The sequence below is a fragment of the Euzebyella marina genome (genome assembly GCF_003687485.1).
GTDB classification, from domain to species: domain Bacteria; phylum Bacteroidota; class Bacteroidia; order Flavobacteriales; family Flavobacteriaceae; genus Euzebyella; species Euzebyella marina.
The window spans coordinates 4,261,137-4,281,611 of record NZ_CP032050.1 but is presented as its reverse complement, the minus strand read 5'-3'; the positions used below and the strand labels follow the sequence as shown (position 1 = coordinate 4,281,611).

The following is a 20,475-nucleotide window of genomic DNA, read 5'->3' as shown; positions in this document are numbered from 1 at the left end:
TTCTATTTGCGTAAGTAAGGCTTACAATTATTGACTAAATTTGCATAATCCAATAAAATAAACAAAAATGGCATTAGAAATAACAGACGCAACTTTTGATGAAGTAGTCTTAAAAAGTGATAAACCCGTAGTAGTTGATTTTTGGGCAGCTTGGTGTGGCCCTTGTAGAATGGTAGGCCCCATCATCGAAGAGGTAAGTAGTGAATACGAAGGCAAAGCTGTTGTAGGTAAGGTAGATGTAGATGCAAACCAAGAATTTGCTGCTAAATATGGTGTTCGTAATATACCAACTGTATTGGTATTCAAAAACGGTGAGATTGTGAACAGACAAGTTGGCGTTTCTCCTAAAAAGGTATATACCGATGCAATCGACGCGCTTTTATAGTAGTCAATCGTTCAGAGAATAAATAAAGAACCCCGCACTAGCGGGGTTCTTTATTTATAGGGTCTTAGTTTTTTTAGGTAGGTAATTCAATTATGCGTTCAGGGCCATAAAACTTTAGTGCTACAAAAAATGCAATGGTTGAAAGAATGATGCCTACCATGAAGATAGTATACGTCCACCGTAATAATTTATATTTTTTGTCGAGTACCACACCCAAAAAATACAAGTCTTTGGTTAGGGTATTGTAAACATACGTTTGATCTTTAATAAGTTCTTGTATGGCCCACTCATAGTCTTGCAATTTCATCTTATGAAAATTACCGAAGAAGAGTAGGTTCACATCTTTGTTCTCAACGTCTTTTTTATCAAATTCACCACTGGTTACATTGGGTCTGGTCGCCAGAACCGACATGACCATTGAGGCGATACTGAACAACACAAAGATTCCCGTTGGGTATATTAAATAGTCATTGCTTGGGTTATCAAGTTTCGGGATTAAATTGGTCAGTAAAAGAGATATAATAATGGCATTGACCGAAAGTAGTATATTGGCTTTGGTATCCGCAATATCACTCAATTTTAAGTGGTTGCGCATTGAAACCCGGTACATCGTCTGAATTCCGCGTTCAGGGCTTTGGTTCTTCAGCTTTACTTTGAGCTCTTCTTTCTTTCTGGTCTTGTTGGCCTTTTTGAGCTTCTTGACCAGTTTGTTCAAGTTGTCATCTTTGCCCTCTTGCCAGTTGGTCTTGGCGTAGTCGGTATAGAATCGGTGTTCGGTCTGAAACATTTTAATGTTGGCCTTCCTCCAAGCTTTTGGCGACATTTCCGCAATGCCCAACAGAGAAAGTTCTTCCCGTAGCATTTCAGAAGTATCGGCATAGCTAGACTGACCTAAATGCGATGAATCGGCATCCCTCATTATTTCTTCAGACAAGGTAGTAGGCTCATGTCCCCTTTCGGTTGCCATAATCAATGCACAAACGTTGTTGATTAGCTTTTCAGAACAGTCTTGTTGACTTAAAAATTCCTTGGCTATTTCGCAACTTGCGCGTTCGTGGTTTTGTGTACCTTTGGTATAACCTGTATCGTGAAGCCAGGCAGCAAGTATAATTGCGTTACTTTCCTTCTCATTGAGGTTATAGTGTTGCAGTAATTCTTTGCTACTTTTGACGACCCTTTGGGTGTGTCTGAGGTTATGGTATAAGTAATTATTATCCAATTTATTGACCAACAAGTCGGTCGCAAAATTTTCGGTCTTCGAAATTAAATCGGACATAAAGCGGGTTTTACGCCCAAAATACGAAATAATAAGAACCAAGAGTATTCCTATGCCCAAACATTTTGCGCTCATTGCATTTGTCGTTTTATTTACCGCCTGTGCGACTTATAGACCCAAATACAAGAATGGAAAAGGGGTTGAGACCTCTACCGACAAAGAGGTAGTTCATACGTTTTATTTGATAGGCGATGCGGGACTATCGCCCATGAACGATATGAATAAAGCCCTGAAGATTTTCAAGAAAAAATTAGATGTGGCCGATAAGAATAGTACGGCCATTTTTCTTGGGGATAATATATACCCAGCGGGTCTACCAGACCCTAAAGATTCAACCCAAGCTTATCTGAAGGCCAAGAACGATTTGGATGCCCAAATCAAAACACTTGAAAATTTTAAAGGTCAACCATTGTTCATACCGGGAAACCATGATTGGTACACCGAAGGCTTGATTGGCTTAAAAAGGGAGCAAAAATATATTCAAAAAGCATTGGATAGTAAAGAAGTCTATTTTCCCGAAGATGGCTGCCCTATCAAGACTATCGAGGTCAACGATGATGTTGTCATTATAGCCATAGATACAGAATGGTATCTCACCAATTGGGACAAGCGACCGGATATTAATGATAAATGTGACATTAAGAGTCGTGAACGGTTCTGGCTTGAACTGGAAGATGAGATCAAAGATAATCGCCAACGCACCACTATCATAGCTATGCATCACCCGGTATTCACTTATGGGTCGCACGGCGGGGAGTATACTTTTAGAACCAATTTGTATCCGAAGGGTAAGATAGGTCCTTTACCGATATTGGGCAGTTTTATCAATCTTTTGCGCCGCACTACAGGCGCCTCTATAGAAGATATGCAGAACAAAAGGTATACCGAGCTTAGAAAACGCTTGATTACTTTGGCTCAATATTCCGAAAAGGTAATTTTAACTTCTGGGCATGAACACACCCTTCAATATATTGTTCAAGACAATACACCTCAAATTGTAAGTGGATCGGGAGCTAAAAAGGGTGCTACACGTTTATTGAACGGTAGTCTTTTTTCAACTGGCCAACGAGGGTATGCCGTACTTGATATTTATAAAGACGGTTCTTCTAAAGTTGACTTTTTTGGTGTGGGTGAAGATGATAATGAAGATTTTTTGTTTACTTCTCAAGTATTGCCGCCGAATCGAAAGATTTATGAAGGCAACTATCCCAGTTCATTTCCAAAAACGGTCAAGGCATCGGTTTATACAGATGAAGAGGTTGATAGAGGTAGGTTTTTTAAGTTTCTGTGGGGTGACCGTTATCGAAAATACTACGCCACCAAAGTTACCGCGCCCACGGTAAATCTTGATACGCTTATGGGTGGCTTAGAACCTGTTCATAAAGGTGGCGGCCATCAATCGAAATCGTTGCGCTTAAGGCATAAGAGCGGTAAGGAATATGTTATGAGAGCCTTGAAAAAAGATGCGGAGTTATATCTTCAGGCCATGGCATTTCAAGACCAATATGTGATGGGCGAGTTTGAAGATACCTTTACTGAAAATTTTCTGTTGGATTTCTATACGGGCTCGCATCCGTATGCCCCATTTACCACCGCGGCACTTTCAGATGCCGTAGGCATTTATCATACGAATCCTGTTCTGTATTACATTCCCAAACAACCAGCTTTAAAAGATTTTAACGAGAGCTTTGGTAATGAGCTCTACATGATTGAGGAACATGCGGGCGACGGACATGGTGATTTGGCAAGCTATGGGTATTCTAACGACTTAAAAAGCACCGATAGTATGCTTGAAGATTTGCGTGACGATGAGAAATATGAAGTCGATTCTGAGCTATATCTGAGGGCCAGGCTTTTCGATATGGTATTAGGTGATTGGGACCGACATGTAGATCAATGGCGTTGGGCCGAATTTGAGGATAAAGAGAAAGACAAGATAATTTACAGGCCTGTTCCCCGCGATCGTGATATGGTGTACTCAAAACATGGTGACGGATTTTTTATGAACCTGGCCACTCGCATCGTTCCGGCTTTGCGACTGATGGAAGGGTTCAATGAAGAAATTAGAAGTGTAAAAGGCTTCAATTCTTCACCTAAAACCTATGTTCTTGATATGGCGTTGTTAACTGAAACAACGTTGAAACAATGGATAGACCAAGCCCACTATTTACAGAAAAATTTGACCGACGATGCTATTGATGAGGCTTTTTTATCATTTCCGGAAGAAGTAAGGGATGAATCGATAGATGAAATCAAACGTATTCTTAAGACGAGATTGGCTCAAATCGATAAAACCGCGCGGACTTATTATGGTATATTGAACAAGTACGCGGTAGTGGTCGGTACCGATAAAGATGATTGGTTCGAGATAAATGTTCTTAGCGATAATGAAACACAGGTAAAGGTCTATCGCAATATCAAGGGAAAGAAGGATAAATTGTTTTTCGAAAAAACCTTCAATGCAGGTGTAGCAAAAGAGATTTGGGTGCACGGGCTTGACGATGACGATCGATTTGAGGTGAATGGTGACGGGCCGAGTAGTATTCGAGTACGATTGATAGGAGGTCGAAATAACGATGTCTATGAGTTAAAGCAGGGCGGTAATATTGCTATATATGATTATAAAGATAAAGAGAACACCCTTAAAGAAACGAAGAATGCCAAAGTGAAGTTGACGAACGATTATAACGTTAACACCTACCTGCCACTTCAAATCCGAAGCTCGAACAACCAAATATTGCCAACCATCGGCTTCAACCCAGATGACGGTGTTAAGATTGGTTTTAGCGATACCTTTACCTATAACGGTTTTAGGCAAAACCCCTTCACGCAACGACATAGATTGAATGCATCTTTTTACTTTGCCACTAGTGGTGTTGAGCTAGCTTACTCCGGTGAGTTTGCCGAAATTTTCGAAAATTGGAATTTTGATATATCAACCCGTTTTACAAGCCCTAACTACAGTATCAACTTTTTTGGCTTCGGAAACGAAACTGTGAATAATGATGATGAACTTGATATGGATTATAATAGGGTGCGGATGGAAAATTTTGAGGTTAGTCCGTCATTGGTATGGCGGGGTCAACTGGGCGCCAAAATAAATGCTGGGTTTTCATTTGAGTCGGTGCATGTTGAAGAGACCGACAATCGCTTTATCAATACATTCTACATAGAAAATGGCGAAGAAAGTAGACTGTCATTTGTAGGTCTAAATGCAAAATATTCGTATTCAAATAGTGATAATACTGCGTTTCCGACCTTGGGTATGGGTACTGCGCTAGAAATAGGGTATAAGAACAATATTAGCGAAGGCGGCGATTTTGGGTATATTATACCTGAAATCTCCTTTGATCATAAAATCATACCCAACGGCCGTCTTGTTCTGGCATCTAAATGGAAGGCGCACTTTAATATAGGTGATGGATATGAATTCTATCAAGCTGCCAGCATTGGCGGGCTTGATGGCCTTCGAGGTTTTAGAAACCAGCGTTTTACCGGAAGAAAGTCGTATTATCAAAATACCGATTTGCGCTATAGCCTGAGACGTATAAAAACTGAACTTTTGCCCGTAACCATGGGTCTTTATGGTGGTTTTGATTACGGTAGGGTATGGACGGATGAAAGCTCCGATATTTGGCACACTTCTTACGGTGGCGGTTTCTTTTTGAACGGCGCCGATATCTTGACTGCACGCGCGGCTCTGTTCCATAGCGTAGATGGACTTAGATTCTCTTTTGGTGTAGGTTTCGGGTTTTAGTTGGAAGGAAGCTGAAAGGAATATAGATTTCCTCCGCCGGCCTTTGATTTTTCATCCGATATAAGAAGGGTGTTGTCACTGGCAAAGGTTACTGATTCCAATTGGGTGCGAACTCCAAGGTCAATCTCTTTCGATGTCGAATCGAAAAAATTGTCATTAGTGAAACCGGTAAACAGCCATATTTTTCCATATCCCAACAAAACGACCGTTTTACCATCGTCTGAAATATCGGCAGAAGTTATCCTGCAGGTCTCCCAATCGTCGCAAATATCGAGTTTGGCAATGAATTGAGCTTCATAGTCACCTTTGGAGTCAGGAACTTTGTATAACCGAGTTTCTCCAGTAAAAGGATTGGCCCTGTTCTTAGTGAATATGTACAGGTTTCCTTGATAATGAAAAAGTGCCTCGGCATCGAAGAGCCTATCTTTTTTCTTGGCAGGAAAGTCTTTTTGTTCAGGATAGCTAAAGGTTATCTTTTCCGCATCTATTTTATCTCCTTTTTCAACGTCCGGGTTGGGTAATTTATAAATGGTTAGGTCTTTTCGATCATTACGGTTGTTGCCAAAATCGCCGATATAAAGATTTCCTTCTTTATCCTCTGTTAGTTCTTCCCAGTCTCTATTTTTTGCATTTTTGACTTCCAACTTATTTAGTTGCTCGCCATCGAAGCTAATATTATATATAATATCATGGTTTCCACTGTCGGCCACAAGCCAAGCCGAATCTCCCTGATAGTAGGCGATTCCGGAATTTTCTTTTAAATCACTGGGTAGTTTGCTCAAGAATTTAAGCTGCCCATGATTGGCACAACTATAAAATAATGAGCAATATAGAAGAACCGCAGAAATGTTTTTCAAATCTTACTATTGATTTGGGGTTTGTTAAAATAGGTTATGCCAGAAACTTGCAAGCTAAAGAAAAGATGCGTTTTAACGATCAGCAATCTATTGAGAATTGCTGGCCATGCGCTGATCAGTTTTCATTTTTAGCTTATCGACCAAAAATTGCCCTAGGTTTCTTCCTTGCTTTAAGCCCACCTCCACAGCAGCCCTGTAGTGAATACCGCCGTACATGCGACTTATGGCTGCTTCTTCAGCGGCTTTGTTGAACGATTCGAACTTTCTCATAGGTAGACCGTAGGGTAGTTCGGTGTCGTCTTCAAAACTGAAATTGTCGCCAAAAATACTGGTAAGGGTAGTAGAGGCTGCACCGGAAACTACAGAATGCCCACTTGTGTATTCGGGAAACGGCGGCGTCTGCAAGACGGGCTTCCACTCATCATCAATATGTTGGTTGATAAGTGTTTCAGGTCTTATCAAATTGCTTCTGTACTTTTCATCCCAACAACTGATGAAACCATCTGCTATGGCCATCGATGTTTTGGTGTAAGCATATAGCGTCTGGTCAAAGTCGCTATCGGTCTTTCTTGCTGCAATTTTTGTAATGCCAATCCAGTGTGCACCTGGTGTGATTTTTTTGGTCGCAAACATTAAGTGACCGCGGGTTACCGAGACATAAGGGTTGCAATCCCAAAACTTGGCAATGGCAATTTCGGCGGATTGGTCGCCCTCTTCTTCAATTTTCTTGCCCACATCATACACTTCCTTAAGTTCTTTATAAAAGTCGGAAGACTCGTCCATTGAAAAAGCTGGGGGCGGAATTGGCTTGAATTGGGCCGCAGAATCGATAACAAAGGGCCTTATTTTACTCCAATGAGGTTCAATGCCGTCCATATAGGCCGGTGGTGTTGGTTGCCAGCGTGAAGCATTGTCGGCATCAACTGTAAATTTCGGCATAGTTCGGGTCTGCGGATAGTTGTCTTTGTTCATCCACTCGCCGATATGGGCGGCCACCTGAAGACCGTAGTTTTTCGAACTTTTAAAAACAGTAGGGTTTTTACCTTCCCATACACCGTATAAGCTATCACGAAGGGTCTCCATTCGGTCTTCGGAAAAGATGAGACGCTTACTAAGCTCCATATGTGCGACTAGCGCGGAGAGGTCATAATTGATGTTACTTACAGAATCCGGTTCTGGAATGGGTTTTAAATCGGTGACCTGACCTACCAATGAAGTGTACTCATCGTTATGAAGGGCTACAATTTCATAGGCTGCGATATTTGGGTAAGTAAAGATTCTACTTGCCACCGGAGGTGAAAAGATATCGTGGATCATGATTTCGGTAACCTTGTCAACAGAAGCGTGGAGATCTTCCGCTGATATCTCGATCGGTTCTTCAATCTGTGGTTCGGTCTTACAGGCCGATATCAAAATCAAAACTGTAAGTATTGCCAAAAATTTCTTCATTGTAAGTAATGTTTGTTTCGTGCCCGATAGTCTAAATGGCGTAAGGCCACCTTAAAATTGTTTCGGCCTGTGATGAACTATCTGGGCAAATGGGTACGCAAAATTACATTATTTTAAATTTTCGCCAAGACAAAGTGCAGCAGTCTAAATATTTAACTTCTTTTTTGACCTTATGGACGGGTGATGACTAAAAATCCTTCAAGAAACCAGTTAAAATACAAATAAGATAATTCGTGCATTATCAAATTTCGGATTTATTAGATTATGGGGCCATAATTGAATTGTTATTAAATAATCCGATATATTTACCCTCATAATCAACTCTTACTACTTTAATGATTGGAATACTCTCTTTTTTAGGATTTACAATTCTAGTTGCCGTTATTGCCTATTTGGCCACTAGATCTACAGACGAGAAGTCATCTGACGGATATTTTTTAGGGGGAAGAAGTTTAACGGCCGGAGTCATCGCAGGGTCACTTCTTTTAACCAACCTATCGACAGAACAAATTGTTGGTCTGAACGGTAGTGCCTACAAAGATGGGCTTTCGGTTATGGCATGGGAAACATTGGCAGCCATTACCATGGTGGTAACGGCTATCTTTTTGCTTCCGCGATATTTAAAGGGCGGGCTTACTACCGTACCCCAGTTTTTGGCTGGCAGGTTTGATGTAGCTACCAAGACAATTACTTCGGGCCTGTTCTTAACAGGCTATGTTGTGGTACTTTTGCCGGTTATACTTTTCTCCGGGGCAAAGGCCATTAGCGGTATGTTCGATGTTCCCGGTTTATTAAATGTTTCTGAGAGTTCGGCCCTTGTGATATGTGTATGGGGTATTGGTATCGTGGGTTCTATTTACGCCGTTTTTGGTGGTCTAAAGGCCGTTGCGGTTTCCGATTCGATAAACGCGATAGGATTATTGATCGGAGGGGTAATGATTCCTGTTTTTGGTTTAATGGCCATAGGTGACGGAAGTGTTACCAGCGGTTTGGATACCTTGATGAGCGCGAATGCCGATAGATTCGACTCAACGGGTGAATATTGGCAAGAGGTGCCTTTCGCTACTATTTTCACAGGAATGATGCTCGTGCAGTTATTTTATTGGGGAACTAATCAGCAAATTATTCAAAGAGCCTTGGGTGCCAAAAACTTGGCAGAGGGTCAAAAAGGTTTGTTGTTGGCCTCTTTTGTTAAAATATTGGGGCCGCTAATTTTGGTATTGCCTGGTATGATTGCCTACTACTATTTTGAAGGTAGTATAGATTCTAACTCGGCGTACGGCGAATTGGTGCGAGAGGTATTACCAAAACCTTTGGTCGGCTTTTTTGCGGCTGTTTTGTTTGGGGCCATACTAAGCTCGTTCAATAGTGTTTTGAACAGCTCGGTCACCTTATTCGGCCTTGATATCTATAAACAGCATATAAATAAGTATGCTGCAGAGCATACCGTTGTAAAGTACGGAAAGATTTTTGGAGTGTGTTTGGCTTTGGCAGCTATGTTTATCGCTCCGATTATTGAAAGTGCCGGTAGTATTTTCGATTATTTACAGGAAGTAAATGGTATTTATAATATACCCATTCTAACAATTATTGTGGTAGGATATTTGACAAAAAGAGTGCCCGCCATTGCAGCAAAAATTGCCATCTTCTTGGGTAGTGGTCTTTATATTCTGAGCCAGTTCTTTATTGGTCCTTCAAGAGTTGAGAAGGCACTTGAGGCCGCGAAAGCCTCGGGAATTACCGATGAAACGGCCCTTAGAATTGTTGAGGCCGAAGCTTATCCTCATTACTTGCATATCATGGCCATTTTGTTTTTGATGAACGTAGCGATAATGTTGATTATCGGGAAAATCAAGCCTAGAGAGACACCTTATGTTCAGGAATATACCAAACAGGTTTCAATAGAGCCTTACAAATATGTCAAGCAGGTAGGGTTGGTAATCTGCGCTATCGTGATAACTATTTACATCTATTTCGCAAAGTAGCTTGGACGACAGTTTATTGTAAAAAAATAAAGCCCGCTGTGAAGCGGGCTCTTTTTATTGGAAGCGAGAATACTAAATGTATTGACTAATAATATTCTCGAATAATTCTTGTTTGCCGCTCTGAAGTTCAAGCTCTCCATTTTCATGGGCAATATCATATAAGTCTTTGAAAGTTAGCTTATCCTCTTCAAAGTCTTTCCCTTTTCCGGTATCAAAAGAGCTATATCTTTTGGTGCGAAGGGCATCATATTGAGATGAGGTAATGATTTTGTCTGCAGTCACCAAAGCTCTGGCAAACGTATCCATACCGCCTATATGAGCATGGAAAACGTCATCCATATCTGTAGAATTTCTTCTGATCTTAGCATCAAAGTTGATACCACCACCTTGTAAGCCACCTGCCTTTAAGAAAGTGATCATAGCTTCGGTAACTTCTGTGATGTTATTAGGGAATTGGTCGGTATCCCATCCATTTTGATAATCACCTCTGTTGGCATCTAAACTTCCTAACATGCCGTGAGCGGCCGCTATTTCCATTTCATGTTGCATGGTGTGATTGGCCAAGGTAGCATGATTGAACTCCAAGTTCAGTTTAAAATCGTCTTGAAGACCGTGTTCGTTCAAAAAGCCCACTACTGTAGCCGAGTCGAAGTCGTATTGGTGCTTCATAGGCTCCATAGGCTTAGGCTCAATGAAGAAATTACCCTTAAAACCTTGGCTTCTGGCATAATCACGTGCCATTCCTAAAAATTTGCCCATGTGGTCAAGTTCTCTCTTAACATCGGTGTTCAAAAGAGACATGTAACCTTCACGACCTCCCCAGAAAACGTAATTTTCGCCACCAAGCTCAATGGTAGCATCCAAGGCTAACTTTATCTGTCCGCCGGCTCTTGCCAAAACATTGAAGTCAGGGTTAGTGGAAGCTCCGTTCATGTATCGTGGGTTTGAAAAGCAATTAGCTGTACCCCACAATAGTTTAACGCCCGATTCTTTTTGCTTTCCTTTAATGTAATCGACTATAGTGGCCAACCTCTTTTCAGATTCTGCAAAAGTGTCTGCTTCCTGTATTAAATCGAAATCATGGAAGCAAAAATAATCCACACCCATTTTTGTAATGAACTCAAAAGCGGCATCTGCCTTGGCTTTAGCAGCTTCTACGGCGTCTGAAGGGGCATCCCACGGAAAGTTTTGCGTACCTGGGCCGAACGGGTCTGCACCCTGTCCGCAGAAGGTGTGCCAATAAGCAATAGCAAATTTGAAATGCTCGCGCATTGTTTTACCTGCCACCACCTGATTGGGGTTGTACCATTTATAAGCCAAGGGATTGTCAGAGTCTTTTCCCTCAAACTTAATTTCTCCTATTCCTTTAAAATATTCCTTATCTCCTAGTAATGCCATTGTTTAAAAATTAATAGTTGAAGTTGTTTTTATTAGAGTTTATATTTTGATTTTCGGAAGGGATATTGAAAATATCGGCTATTATCAATTGGTGATAGCCAACATGTTTTCAAGTTCTGCCTTCCATTTATCGTAAGCTTTTTTATAGGCCTCTTTTTGAGTAGAGGGTTTAAAACTCATGACAAAATCATTATCGATTATTCTTTTGCCAAAGGTTTCAAAATCACCCTTATTTAGTTCACAGGCCCTGGCTGCCCCTATGGCGCCCGTGGTATTGTAAATTTCTATGTCTTGACCGATTAATGTTGATATTGTATTCGAAAATATCTCTGACCTAAAAAGATTATCATTTCCTGCCCTTACGACCTGTGGCTCGATACCATCCGATTTCATGATTTCCATACCGTAAACGAATGAGAAAGCAATACCTTCTAAAGCAGCACGGCACAAATGGGCCTTGGTATGATTGTTCAGATTGATATTGGCCATTTTTGTGCCCAATGTCTTATTATTAAGAACACGTTCAGCTCCGTTGCCGAAGGGATGAATGGTTACACCATTAGATCCAATGGGCACCGATTCGGCTAGTTCGTTCATCTCATCGTATGAGGTTACTTTTAAATTGTTCATTAACCAACGGTACATAATACCTGCGCCGTTGATACAGGCCATTTTGCCTATTCTTGCCTTGTCGACCGTATAATTTACATGTGCGAAATTGTTCACCCGTGCACTTTCTTTTACCGAAAGGCTGTCGGTGATTGCATACATGACACCGGAAGTACCTCCTGTAGCGGCCACTTCGCCCGGCTTGAATACATTTAATGATAGGGCGTTGTTAGGTTGGTCACCAGCCCTGTATAGTATGGGTGTGCCTTCGGCCAAACCGGATTCTTCGGCTCCAGCGGTTGATACCCTTCCTTGGTCGGAAAATGTACCTACGACTTCAGGGATAAGTTCTTCTGCAAAACCATAATGTTCGAGTAACCAATCGGCAACACTGTTGCTTTTAAAATCCCAGAAAATCCCTTCGGAAAGTCCGGAGATAGTGGTTGCCATTTTATCACTTAACTTGTAGGCCACATAATCACCGGGAAGCATGAACTTATGAATTCTTTTATAGTTTTCCGGTTCGTTCTCTTTTACCCATTTCAATTTTGATGCGGTAAAGTTGGCCGGGGAATTAAGTAAATGCTCAGAACATTTTTCATTGCCTAATTCATCAAAGGCTTTCTGACCAATGGGTACCGCTCTGCTGTCACACCATATTATAGATTCTCTTAAAGGTTCGCCGTTTTGATCAACTACTACCAGGCCGTGCATTTGATAAGAAATACCCACACCGGTTATTTGGCTTGGGTCAATACCGTTTTCATTGATTAAACGTTTGGTAGCGGTACAAACATGTTGCCACCAATCATTGGGGTGTTGTTCTGCCCATCCATTCTTATGGGCTATCATGCCCATTTCAACCGAGGGTTCGCTAATAACGGCTACACTTTTACCGGAGTTGGTATCTATCAAAGCAGCCTTAATGGAAGAACTGCCAATATCATATCCTATCGAATACATCGTTCAAATTTTGCAGGCAGTAAGATATCGTTTTAGGCTGTTTGTTACAAGTAAGAAATGTGTTATTTAGTGTTAACTATGTTGCATTTCTGGATAATTTGGAAGCGTACTATTCTGAGAAGCCAAAAGGCAGGAAGAAAAATCAAATAAGAGTAAGTCAAAGGTAAAATCACTTTATGGGCATATAGATTTCGGCCACCCAATTAAGTTCGGTACCGCCCATATTAGGATTGGTGAAAAAGATTTCTAAGGGGTTTTCTCGAACACTAATTTTTTGTGAGTTCGCTTTTTCCAACAAAACATACCAAGCTCTATCAGAGGTAATATAATTGCCATTATAAGTAGCATGGAGAGCTTTTGTAGCTTTTCTGAATTTGTATTTAATAAGGTCGTGATCCGGTAGGGAATCGATTTTTTTGATAGGATAACAAAAGTTAAAAGTTATCGAGTCTGTTTTTTTATTCCAATCGAGAACTTCAATGAAAGGTAACCCATTACTTTTTATACGCTTATCCAAAGCGAAATTGTCAAGAACAGGGTAGTACTTCATCATTTTAGAGGCCTTTTGAGATTGGGTACTTTTGATGGGTATATAGGCACAATAGGTTTCGGGAATAGAGTCCAGACCCTTGTAGGTTACCTTGAATTTTTCAAGATGATCTGAGAGGCGGTCGTATAAATCGTAAACGGTTTTTTTGGATCGCTTTTCAAAATCTGTATCGAAGAAAGGGGAGAGTAACCTTTGCTTAAAACCATTTTCCTCATCGGATATACGCGCATATATCTTTGAAATCGAGTCATTCAATTTTTCAATTTCCCACTTGTACGTAAAAACGCTGTCATTAAATGTGATTTGATGCTCAAAACGATTTAAGTTGTCATCTTTTATGGTTTTTGAATTTTCTAAAGATTGATGCCACGATTTGATGACTTGGTTGACCGTTCCAACAGAAGTATTGATTTGAAATGATGCCAAGTAATCTTGAGGTTTTAAGAAAACCTGCCACACGAGAAATGATAATAATGCGATAGATATGCCAAAAAGTATTTTTCTTAACATACGGGAACTTGAAATTTTGTTATCGATTTAATTTGTACACTTGAGCCGAATCATTATTGATAGTGGCCAAGAGGTAATCTTCGTTATTAAAGCGAATGATATTGAGATGTCTTACAGCTTTTTGAGTAAAGTCAAGCCCTAGTTCGTTTCCTAGAACATAAGTTTCACTATTTTTTATCAAAGCACCAGGAAAAGAATCAAATCGGCCATGATATGGTTTAACACCAAAATAGTTTCCTGCTGCAAGTACATCTTTTCTTCCATCTCCATCAAAATCATAACTCAAGAAAGATGTAATTGGAGAAGTTTGAAGTTCGTTCGCGAATGGTACAAAAGAGAATTTGCCATCTTTATTTTCTAAATATCCAGACCTTAATTCCTGAACCTCTAGAAGGGTAGTTTGTTCCAGAACATTTTTTTCGAAAATCTCATCTATAGATTTACCGGCAAAACTTGAATAGTTTAAGAACTTTTTTCTAAGGCTAACAATTTGTGATGAAAGACCGTCGAGTCCCTCAAGAGGAAAATATTTGCCATCTTTCTGAATTGCCGTGACCGTTTCAGTCTGTCCGTTTTTGTCAAAGTCACCATAATATATACGCATGGGCGACCCTGCTTCGGCTTTGAATTTACTGTTAGTTCCCCAGTTGCCTAAAAGGTAATCTGTATCGCCATCATCATCAATATCAAAAGGTATGATTGTTTGCCATAACCCATTTATCTTATTTTCTAAAGGCAACGACACTTTTTTGAGATTTCCATTATTGTTTTCAAAAAAAGTAGGCTGCATCCATTCTCCGACAACTATAAGGTCTTTTTGGCCATCACCAGTAAAATCATCCCAAACCGCATCGGTAACCATACCTAAGTTGCTTAAATCTGAATTTGCTTTAATTGTAAATTGACCGTTTTCATTTATTAAGAGATAGGAGGCAGGATTTTTACCAAAGTCGTTAGTGACTATTTGATTTCCTACAAAAAGATCAAGGTCTCCGTCGTTGTCTACGTCATGAGCAATAGTAACCGAAGCATTTTCATAATATTCAGGTAAATCGTTTTTAGCTAAGACGGAGTCTTTACCTGTGTAATAAGAATCTAGTAAAGGTTTGAGTTTGTTAAAAAAGTCGGCACCCCCCGAACCAATAAATAAATCATTAAAACCATCATTGTTAAAATCGGCAATTACGGCACTTACATCTTCTTTTATCGAGTCTTGCGCAACTGATTTGAACTTCCTTTCAACATAAGTGGAGTCTTTAGCAATATAGATTTTAGAAGCAATGTGTTTAGAGCCGCCAAAGAAGATGTCTTCCTTGCCGTCGGAGTTTAAATCGCCAATAGCTGTAGCCGGCCCTCTGTCTGAGAATTGATAGGGAATCAGTTTCTGTCGATTGAAATCGGAATAATTATCTTCGATATGATTAAAGTCTATTCCTAAATTGTTGCTGAGCTTGGTGAAGAGAGGAGGTTGTTCACTATTTAGACTTTTATACTGGAAGGGTCTTGTTTCAGTAGGTATAATCTCTAGTGTTTGATTGACATTGATATCTTTCAAAACTTGAAAAGTCATGTCAGGCCAAACAATCTTTAACGAATCAATTTTCTTTTCTTGTCCGTACCCGAAATGAATTAAGGGTTCGGAAGATGATTGAAAACCTCGAACCGTATAAAGTTCCTTGAACTGAAGATTTCCTTTATGATACGAGTAGACTTTTGTTCCAATACCATAAGGGTTTTTATCATTAAACGTAAGCCTAAGCTTTATATGATTCGAACTTTCGTCAGTCTTATTGATATAAAGTGTGGCAGGCTGGTTTATATTATTGACCACTAGGTCAATATCACCGTCGTTATCAAAATCGCCAATTGCGGTGGCCCCGCTGATTAGGGTGTCCTTCTTACTCCAAATACCCGATTTATCAGTGAAATCAAGATTGGAACCACCTTTGAAAACATAATTATGAGTTAGCCCCGATGGCATTGAATCCAATGCTTGGCGATCCATTAAATTAGTGTTGTTTATTTTAGACTTAATTTGTTCTGATGAGACAAAATTGATGTAGTCTAGGTCGTTGGGTCGTTTTGGTATACCGGTAGATATAAATACATCTTGTTGGCCATCTTGATCATAATCGGCAAAAAGTGCGCTCCAGCTCCAATCGGTAGCTGCCAGACCAGATTGCAAGCCAATTTCTGAAAAATGACCCCCTCTGTTAAGGTGCATCATATTTCTGCTATATTGGTAATGATAACCGAAATCTTTGGTCTGTAATTTCATTATTTGAGGCTGCACATCTCCCTGTGAAGATTTAAGTACCTTCTCATCCTCCGGTAACATATCCAAGGAAAGTATATCGGGCCTACCGTCGTTATTGATATCGGTGACATCGTTGCCCATCGAGAATCTAGAGGTGTGTCCGAAGAATTTTTTTAGACTTTCGGTAAAAGTGCCATCGCCATTATTGATGTAATAATAATCGTCTTCATGAAAATCGTTTCCTACATAAATATCTGGCCAACCATCTTGGTTGAAATCGGAAATCGAAACCCCAAGGCCATAGCCGTTCGCACCACCATAAATACCTGCCTCTTCGCTAACATCTGTAAAAACATCGCCATCGTTTCTAAGTAGTTTATCACCGGTTTGAAAATTTCTTTTTTCTCTCAAATCGGCATGACCATAAGATTCTTGGGTATGAACAGCATGATTTAGTAAATAGATATCTAGATCACCGTCAAGGTCAAAATCTAAAAAGGCGGCGGAAGAACTAAAAGAGTCAAAGTCTAGACCATATTTGGCTGAACTTTCGGTAAAGGTAATATCTCCATTAGATGAGGGTCCATTATTGATGTAAAGTTCGTTATGGCCGTTCAAACCTTGAAGACCTACTACGGCGCAAACATAAATATCAAGAAGGCCATCGCCATTAATATCGCCCATTACTGAACCGGTGTTCCAATCACTGCTTCCTTGCGCTCCAGAACTTTCAGTAATATCTTCGAAATTTAAATTCCCTTTATTTAGAAATAGCTTGTTTTTGACTTGATTGCCGGAGAAGTAAACATCGGGTAGGTTATCATTATTAATATCGCCTACCGCTACGCCGCCCCCATTATAGAAGTAAAGGTATTCAAGAATATTTAGGTCATTCGACTCTGTCAGGGTATTGGTAAACTGTAACCCTGTTTCTTCGGGATTTGGATTGACAAACAGTTCGCCCTCTTTACTGTTACAACCGAATAGCGATGTAATTATGACGGAAAGTAGTAAAATAGATTTCTTCATTGCAATGTAAAAATCTTTGGTTCACTATTGTTGATTCCGGCAATTAAATACCTTTTGCCACTTTTGTCCTTAAAAGGAAGTAGATGTTTAATCTCACCCTTTACAAAAAATCCGCTTTTGGCGAAATCTACCCAGTCGAAGTTAAGGTTGCCATCGTTTATCAAGACATTACCGTAACTCGCATCAAGCCTAGAATACTGAGGCTTAAATTCGTAGTTATTACCCCCCATGACCAAATCTACATTTCCGTCATTATTAACATCCATACAGCTTATGCCACACACACATGATAATTGCACCCTACTTGGTAGATTTTTTATTTCAAAAGAACCTTTTCCATCGTTAAGGGCAATGATTGAATACATTGTATTGGCCTCTTTTACGATGGTGTTTTCAAAAACTGATTCAGGAAAAAGCTCTGAAACCGTTTTCTTTGCATATTCAGAAGCCTTAAGGTTCTGCTTTTTTAGAGAGCTTATTTGGCGGGTTAGCTCTTTCTGTTGATGTAGTGGATAGTCATTGCCATCATAATTACGACTCACAATTTGTTCTAGGGTTCCGTTATTGTCGTAGTCATTTATCCATAATTTCATGGGGTTTGATGGAGTGGCGGAATAAGGTACATTAGTGCCTTGGTTTCCGAGAATTAAGTCAAAATCACCATCATTATCCAAATCTGCTGTCTCAACTGTGTTCCACCATCCTTTCAAGCTATCAAGAGAAGAGGGTAGTTTGGCAAGCCTTCTTCCAGAATTCTTGAATATTTGAGGACTGCCCCAATCTGCAACTGTAATCAGGTCTTTTTTGCCATCACCGTCTATGTCTTCCCAACGAGCATCAGTAACCATACCCGCATCTTTTAGGTCGAATGCGAGTTTTTCAGTCGCATCTACAAAGTTTCCGTCACCTTGGTTTTCTAAAAATAGATGCTTAGGGTTGACCCCGTAAGTGCCTACCACGCTTCTTGACCCGACAAATACATCGATATCACCATCTTGATCAAAATCGTAGGGCTCTATTACGGAAATATTCGTGAAGTTTGAAGGGAGGTTGGCATTTGATTTACTGAATTTTCCGTCACCATTATTTTTATATAAGCGAAGGCTGTAAGTGTTCTCTTCATTGATTTGATTGCCACCTGAGCCGACCATTAAATCAAGGTCTCCGTCAGAGTCAACATCAAAGAAAGCCGAGGCCGTATCTTCAAAATTTGAATCTTTATCGATGTCATTCTGATTCGTTCTCTTCAATTTACCGTTCCCTTGGTGAATATATAGTGATGCCGCCTGATTTTTTGCACCACCAACAAATATATCTTCATTTCCATCTGCATTAATATCGGCAACAGATATTGTTGGCCCTTCTTGTGAGATGAGTTTTGAGATTAGGCCTTCATAATCAAAATCTTGATAGGTGTTTTCTTGATGTGATTGAAGTTTTGATTGCTGAACCTCGGTAAACAGGGTATTGGTATTCGTTTTCTTTTTTGGGTTGTAAATGTCTTTGGCGTTAGATTGTTTAAGCTCAATCAGCTGATTTACTTTAATGTTCGATAATTTTTGTGTGCTATTATCGGGCCATATTACACGTAGCGAATCTATTGCCGATGTTTTACCCAAGCCTATGGTCATCACATAATCCATTGAAGATTGAAAACCCCTGGAGGGAATCAATTCTTGGAAAACAATATTGTTATCATAGTACATTTTTACACTGGCCCCAATAGCGAAAGAGTTTGGCTTTTCTCCATCAAACTTCAATTTGATATAATTATTGTTCGTTAATTTTTCTGAATTGTTTCTATATACAAAAGCTGGCATGTTCACATTGTTAACGACCATATCTAAGTCACCATCGTTGTCTAAATCGCCATAGGCTACACCATTAGATTTACTGGGAATATCAAAACCCCAATCTACAGTGGCGTTTTCAAAGGTTATATTGCCTTTATTTTTGAATGCGTAATTGGGTAGGGGAGAAACAGGCATTTTGTTGATGATGGTATCGATAGACTCTTTTTTACCCGTCAACGCCATTTTTTGAATTATTTCATTGGCAAAAAAGTCAACAAAATCTAAATCAGTGAGGTCGTGATTGATTCCGTTGGTCACAAAAATGTCCCTTAAACCATCATTGTCCATATCAAAAATCAAGCCTGCCCAACTCCAGTCTGTTTTTGCCACACCACTATGGTAGGCAATTTCTGAGAAAGTGCCATTGCCATTGTTAAGCTGAAGGGTGTTTTGAATATATTGTTGGTAAAAATCTTTACTCTGTTTTAGGTTAAATACGTTATAACCCTCAAACTCCATAACAGATTTTGTTCTTTGGTCGTGTTCCGGCAACATGTCGGTAATGTATATATCTGCGTTACCATCATTATTAATATCGGCCATATCAATACCCATTGCTGATAGGGAAAGATGAGAGGTCCAGTCTTTTATTTCTTCTTTAAAAGTGCCGTCTTTCTGATTTATATATAGGTAATCACGTTCATAAAAATCATTGGAAATATAAATATCGGGGTAGAGGTCGCCGTTTATATCACTGACCATCACCCCAAGACCGAAACCGATTAAGCTACCATAAATACCAGCTTCTTCGCTCACATCGACGAATTTACCATTATCGTTTCTAAGCAACATATCTCCTACACCCCTGAATATCTCAGGAACTCCTTCCCAGTCTTGGGCGCGAACATCTCTTTGTTCGGCATAACCGAGGCTAGTTACCGGAATGTTACTGTTGTTGAGAATGTACGCGTCAAGGTCACCATCTTTATCGTAGTCGAAGAATGACGCGTGCGTAGAAAAGCCTGTCTTGGCCAAGTTATATTCTTCTGCCTTCTCTGAAAAGGTAAGGTCACCATTATTTATATAAAGGTCATTGTCATGGTTATTCCCTTCCATATTACCGGCATTACTCACATAAATATCTAAAAGGCCATCGGCATTAATATCGGCCATTACCACCCCCGTTGACCAAGGTTTATTTCCCGTAATTCCGGCTTTTTCCGAGATGTCTTCAAATTGAAAATCACCTTTGTTGAGAAAAAGTTTATTTGGGCCCATATTGGCGGTCATATAAATGTCAGGTAGGCCATCATTGTTGATGTCTCCAATGGCGACTCCTCCACCGTTATAGAAATTTCTGTATTTGAAAATGTTGAAATTGCGTTGATTCTCAATATCATTAGAAAATTCTATTCCTGTTTCCTCTGAACTTAATAATGAAAATAATTTTAGGCTTGATGACTCCTTTTTTTCGATGGAATCTTTAGAATCAGTTTTGCAAGATATTATGAGAAATGAAATGAGCAAAAACTGTAAAAAGTATTTTGTGAAATACATGTTTTTTGCGTTCAAATTGAGAGACTTTTAAATGAGTTGTTATTCATAAATGAATACCGCGCAAGATAGCCAAACTATGGTAAATAATCCTTGGCTTAAA

At 39.8% G+C, this 20,475-nt stretch carries 11 protein-coding genes; 3 read left to right on the top strand and 8 right to left on the bottom strand.

What is annotated here, in order from left to right; translation table 11 throughout:
* Positions 1-67 precede the first annotated feature (67 nt).
* A complete protein-coding gene (gene trxA / locus D1013_RS18405) occupies positions 68-385 on the top strand; it encodes a thioredoxin (protein WP_121850223.1) in 318 nt (105 codons plus the stop codon).
* A 73-nt stretch (positions 386-458) separates the two neighbouring features.
* On the opposite strand, the gene D1013_RS18400 is transcribed toward trxA, so the two are convergent.
* Entirely contained in the window at positions 459-1,661 is a 1,203-nt protein-coding gene (locus tag D1013_RS18400; protein ID WP_121850222.1) for a Pycsar system effector family protein, read from the bottom strand.
* Between the two features lie 52 nt (positions 1,662-1,713).
* On the opposite strand from D1013_RS18400, the gene D1013_RS18395 reads away from it, so the two are divergent.
* A complete protein-coding gene (locus D1013_RS18395) occupies positions 1,714-5,418 on the top strand; it encodes a metallophosphoesterase (RefSeq protein WP_121850796.1) in 3,705 nt (1,234 codons plus the stop codon).
* Here D1013_RS18395 and D1013_RS18390 read toward each other — a convergent pair.
* Both D1013_RS18390 and D1013_RS18385 read right to left on the bottom strand, forming a co-directional pair.
* Entirely contained in the window at positions 5,415-6,275 is an 861-nt protein-coding gene (locus D1013_RS18390; protein WP_121850221.1) for a hypothetical protein, read from the bottom strand. The genes D1013_RS18395 and D1013_RS18390 overlap by 4 nt on opposite strands.
* Before the next feature lie 87 nt (positions 6,276-6,362).
* The gene (locus D1013_RS18385) at positions 6,363-7,724 is read right to left on the bottom strand and encodes a vanadium-dependent haloperoxidase (protein WP_121850220.1); all 1,362 of its coding nucleotides are present in this window, start codon (positions 7,722-7,724) and stop codon (positions 6,363-6,365) included.
* 335 nt (positions 7,725-8,059) lie between these two features.
* Between D1013_RS18385 and D1013_RS18380 the strand changes: the two genes are divergently transcribed.
* The gene (locus D1013_RS18380) at positions 8,060-9,709 is read left to right on the top strand and encodes a solute:sodium symporter family transporter (protein WP_121850219.1); all 1,650 of its coding nucleotides are present in this window, start codon (positions 8,060-8,062) and stop codon (positions 9,707-9,709) included.
* A 72-nt stretch (positions 9,710-9,781) separates the two neighbouring features.
* On the opposite strand, the gene xylA is transcribed toward D1013_RS18380, so the two are convergent.
* From xylA to D1013_RS18355, 5 genes are all read right to left on the bottom strand, one after another.
* Positions 9,782-11,107, bottom strand: a complete 1,326-nt coding sequence (gene xylA / locus D1013_RS18375; RefSeq protein WP_121850218.1) for a xylose isomerase — start codon at positions 11,105-11,107, stop codon at positions 9,782-9,784.
* Between the two features lie 84 nt (positions 11,108-11,191).
* Positions 11,192-12,679, bottom strand: coding sequence for a xylulokinase (locus tag D1013_RS18370; protein ID WP_121850217.1), 1,488 nt, complete (start codon positions 12,677-12,679; stop codon positions 11,192-11,194).
* A 169-nt stretch (positions 12,680-12,848) separates the two neighbouring features.
* Positions 12,849-13,739, bottom strand: coding sequence for a GyrI-like domain-containing protein (locus D1013_RS18365; protein WP_162987946.1), 891 nt, complete (start codon positions 13,737-13,739; stop codon positions 12,849-12,851).
* Positions 13,740-13,758: 19 nt separating this feature from the next.
* The gene (locus tag D1013_RS18360; protein ID WP_121850215.1) at positions 13,759-17,025 is read right to left on the bottom strand and encodes a VCBS repeat-containing protein; all 3,267 of its coding nucleotides are present in this window, start codon (positions 17,023-17,025) and stop codon (positions 13,759-13,761) included.
* A complete protein-coding gene (locus D1013_RS18355) occupies positions 17,022-20,375 on the bottom strand; it encodes a VCBS repeat-containing protein (protein WP_121850214.1) in 3,354 nt (1,117 codons plus the stop codon). The genes D1013_RS18360 and D1013_RS18355 overlap by 4 nt, the downstream gene beginning before the upstream one ends.
* Positions 20,376-20,475 lie beyond the last annotated feature (100 nt).

Coding starts and splice junctions, on each gene's coding strand:
- trxA (WP_121850223.1), top strand. CDS start 68: ATGGCATTAGAAATAACAGACGCAACTTTTGATGAAGTAGTCTTAAAA.
- D1013_RS18400 (WP_121850222.1), bottom strand. CDS start 1,661: ATGTCCGATTTAATTTCGAAGACCGAAAATTTTGCGACCGACTTGTTG.
- D1013_RS18395 (WP_121850796.1), top strand. CDS start 1,714: ATGCCCAAACATTTTGCGCTCATTGCATTTGTCGTTTTATTTACCGCC.
- D1013_RS18385 (WP_121850220.1), bottom strand. CDS start 7,724: ATGAAGAAATTTTTGGCAATACTTACAGTTTTGATTTTGATATCGGCC.
- D1013_RS18380 (WP_121850219.1), top strand. CDS start 8,060: ATGATTGGAATACTCTCTTTTTTAGGATTTACAATTCTAGTTGCCGTT.
- xylA (WP_121850218.1), bottom strand. CDS start 11,107: ATGGCATTACTAGGAGATAAGGAATATTTTAAAGGAATAGGAGAAATT.
- D1013_RS18370 (WP_121850217.1), bottom strand. CDS start 12,679: ATGTATTCGATAGGATATGATATTGGCAGTTCTTCCATTAAGGCTGCT.
- D1013_RS18365 (WP_162987946.1), bottom strand. CDS start 13,739: ATGTTAAGAAAAATACTTTTTGGCATATCTATCGCATTATTATCATTT.
- D1013_RS18360 (WP_121850215.1), bottom strand. CDS start 17,025: ATGAAGAAATCTATTTTACTACTTTCCGTCATAATTACATCGCTATTC.
- D1013_RS18355 (WP_121850214.1), bottom strand. CDS start 20,375: ATGTATTTCACAAAATACTTTTTACAGTTTTTGCTCATTTCATTTCTC.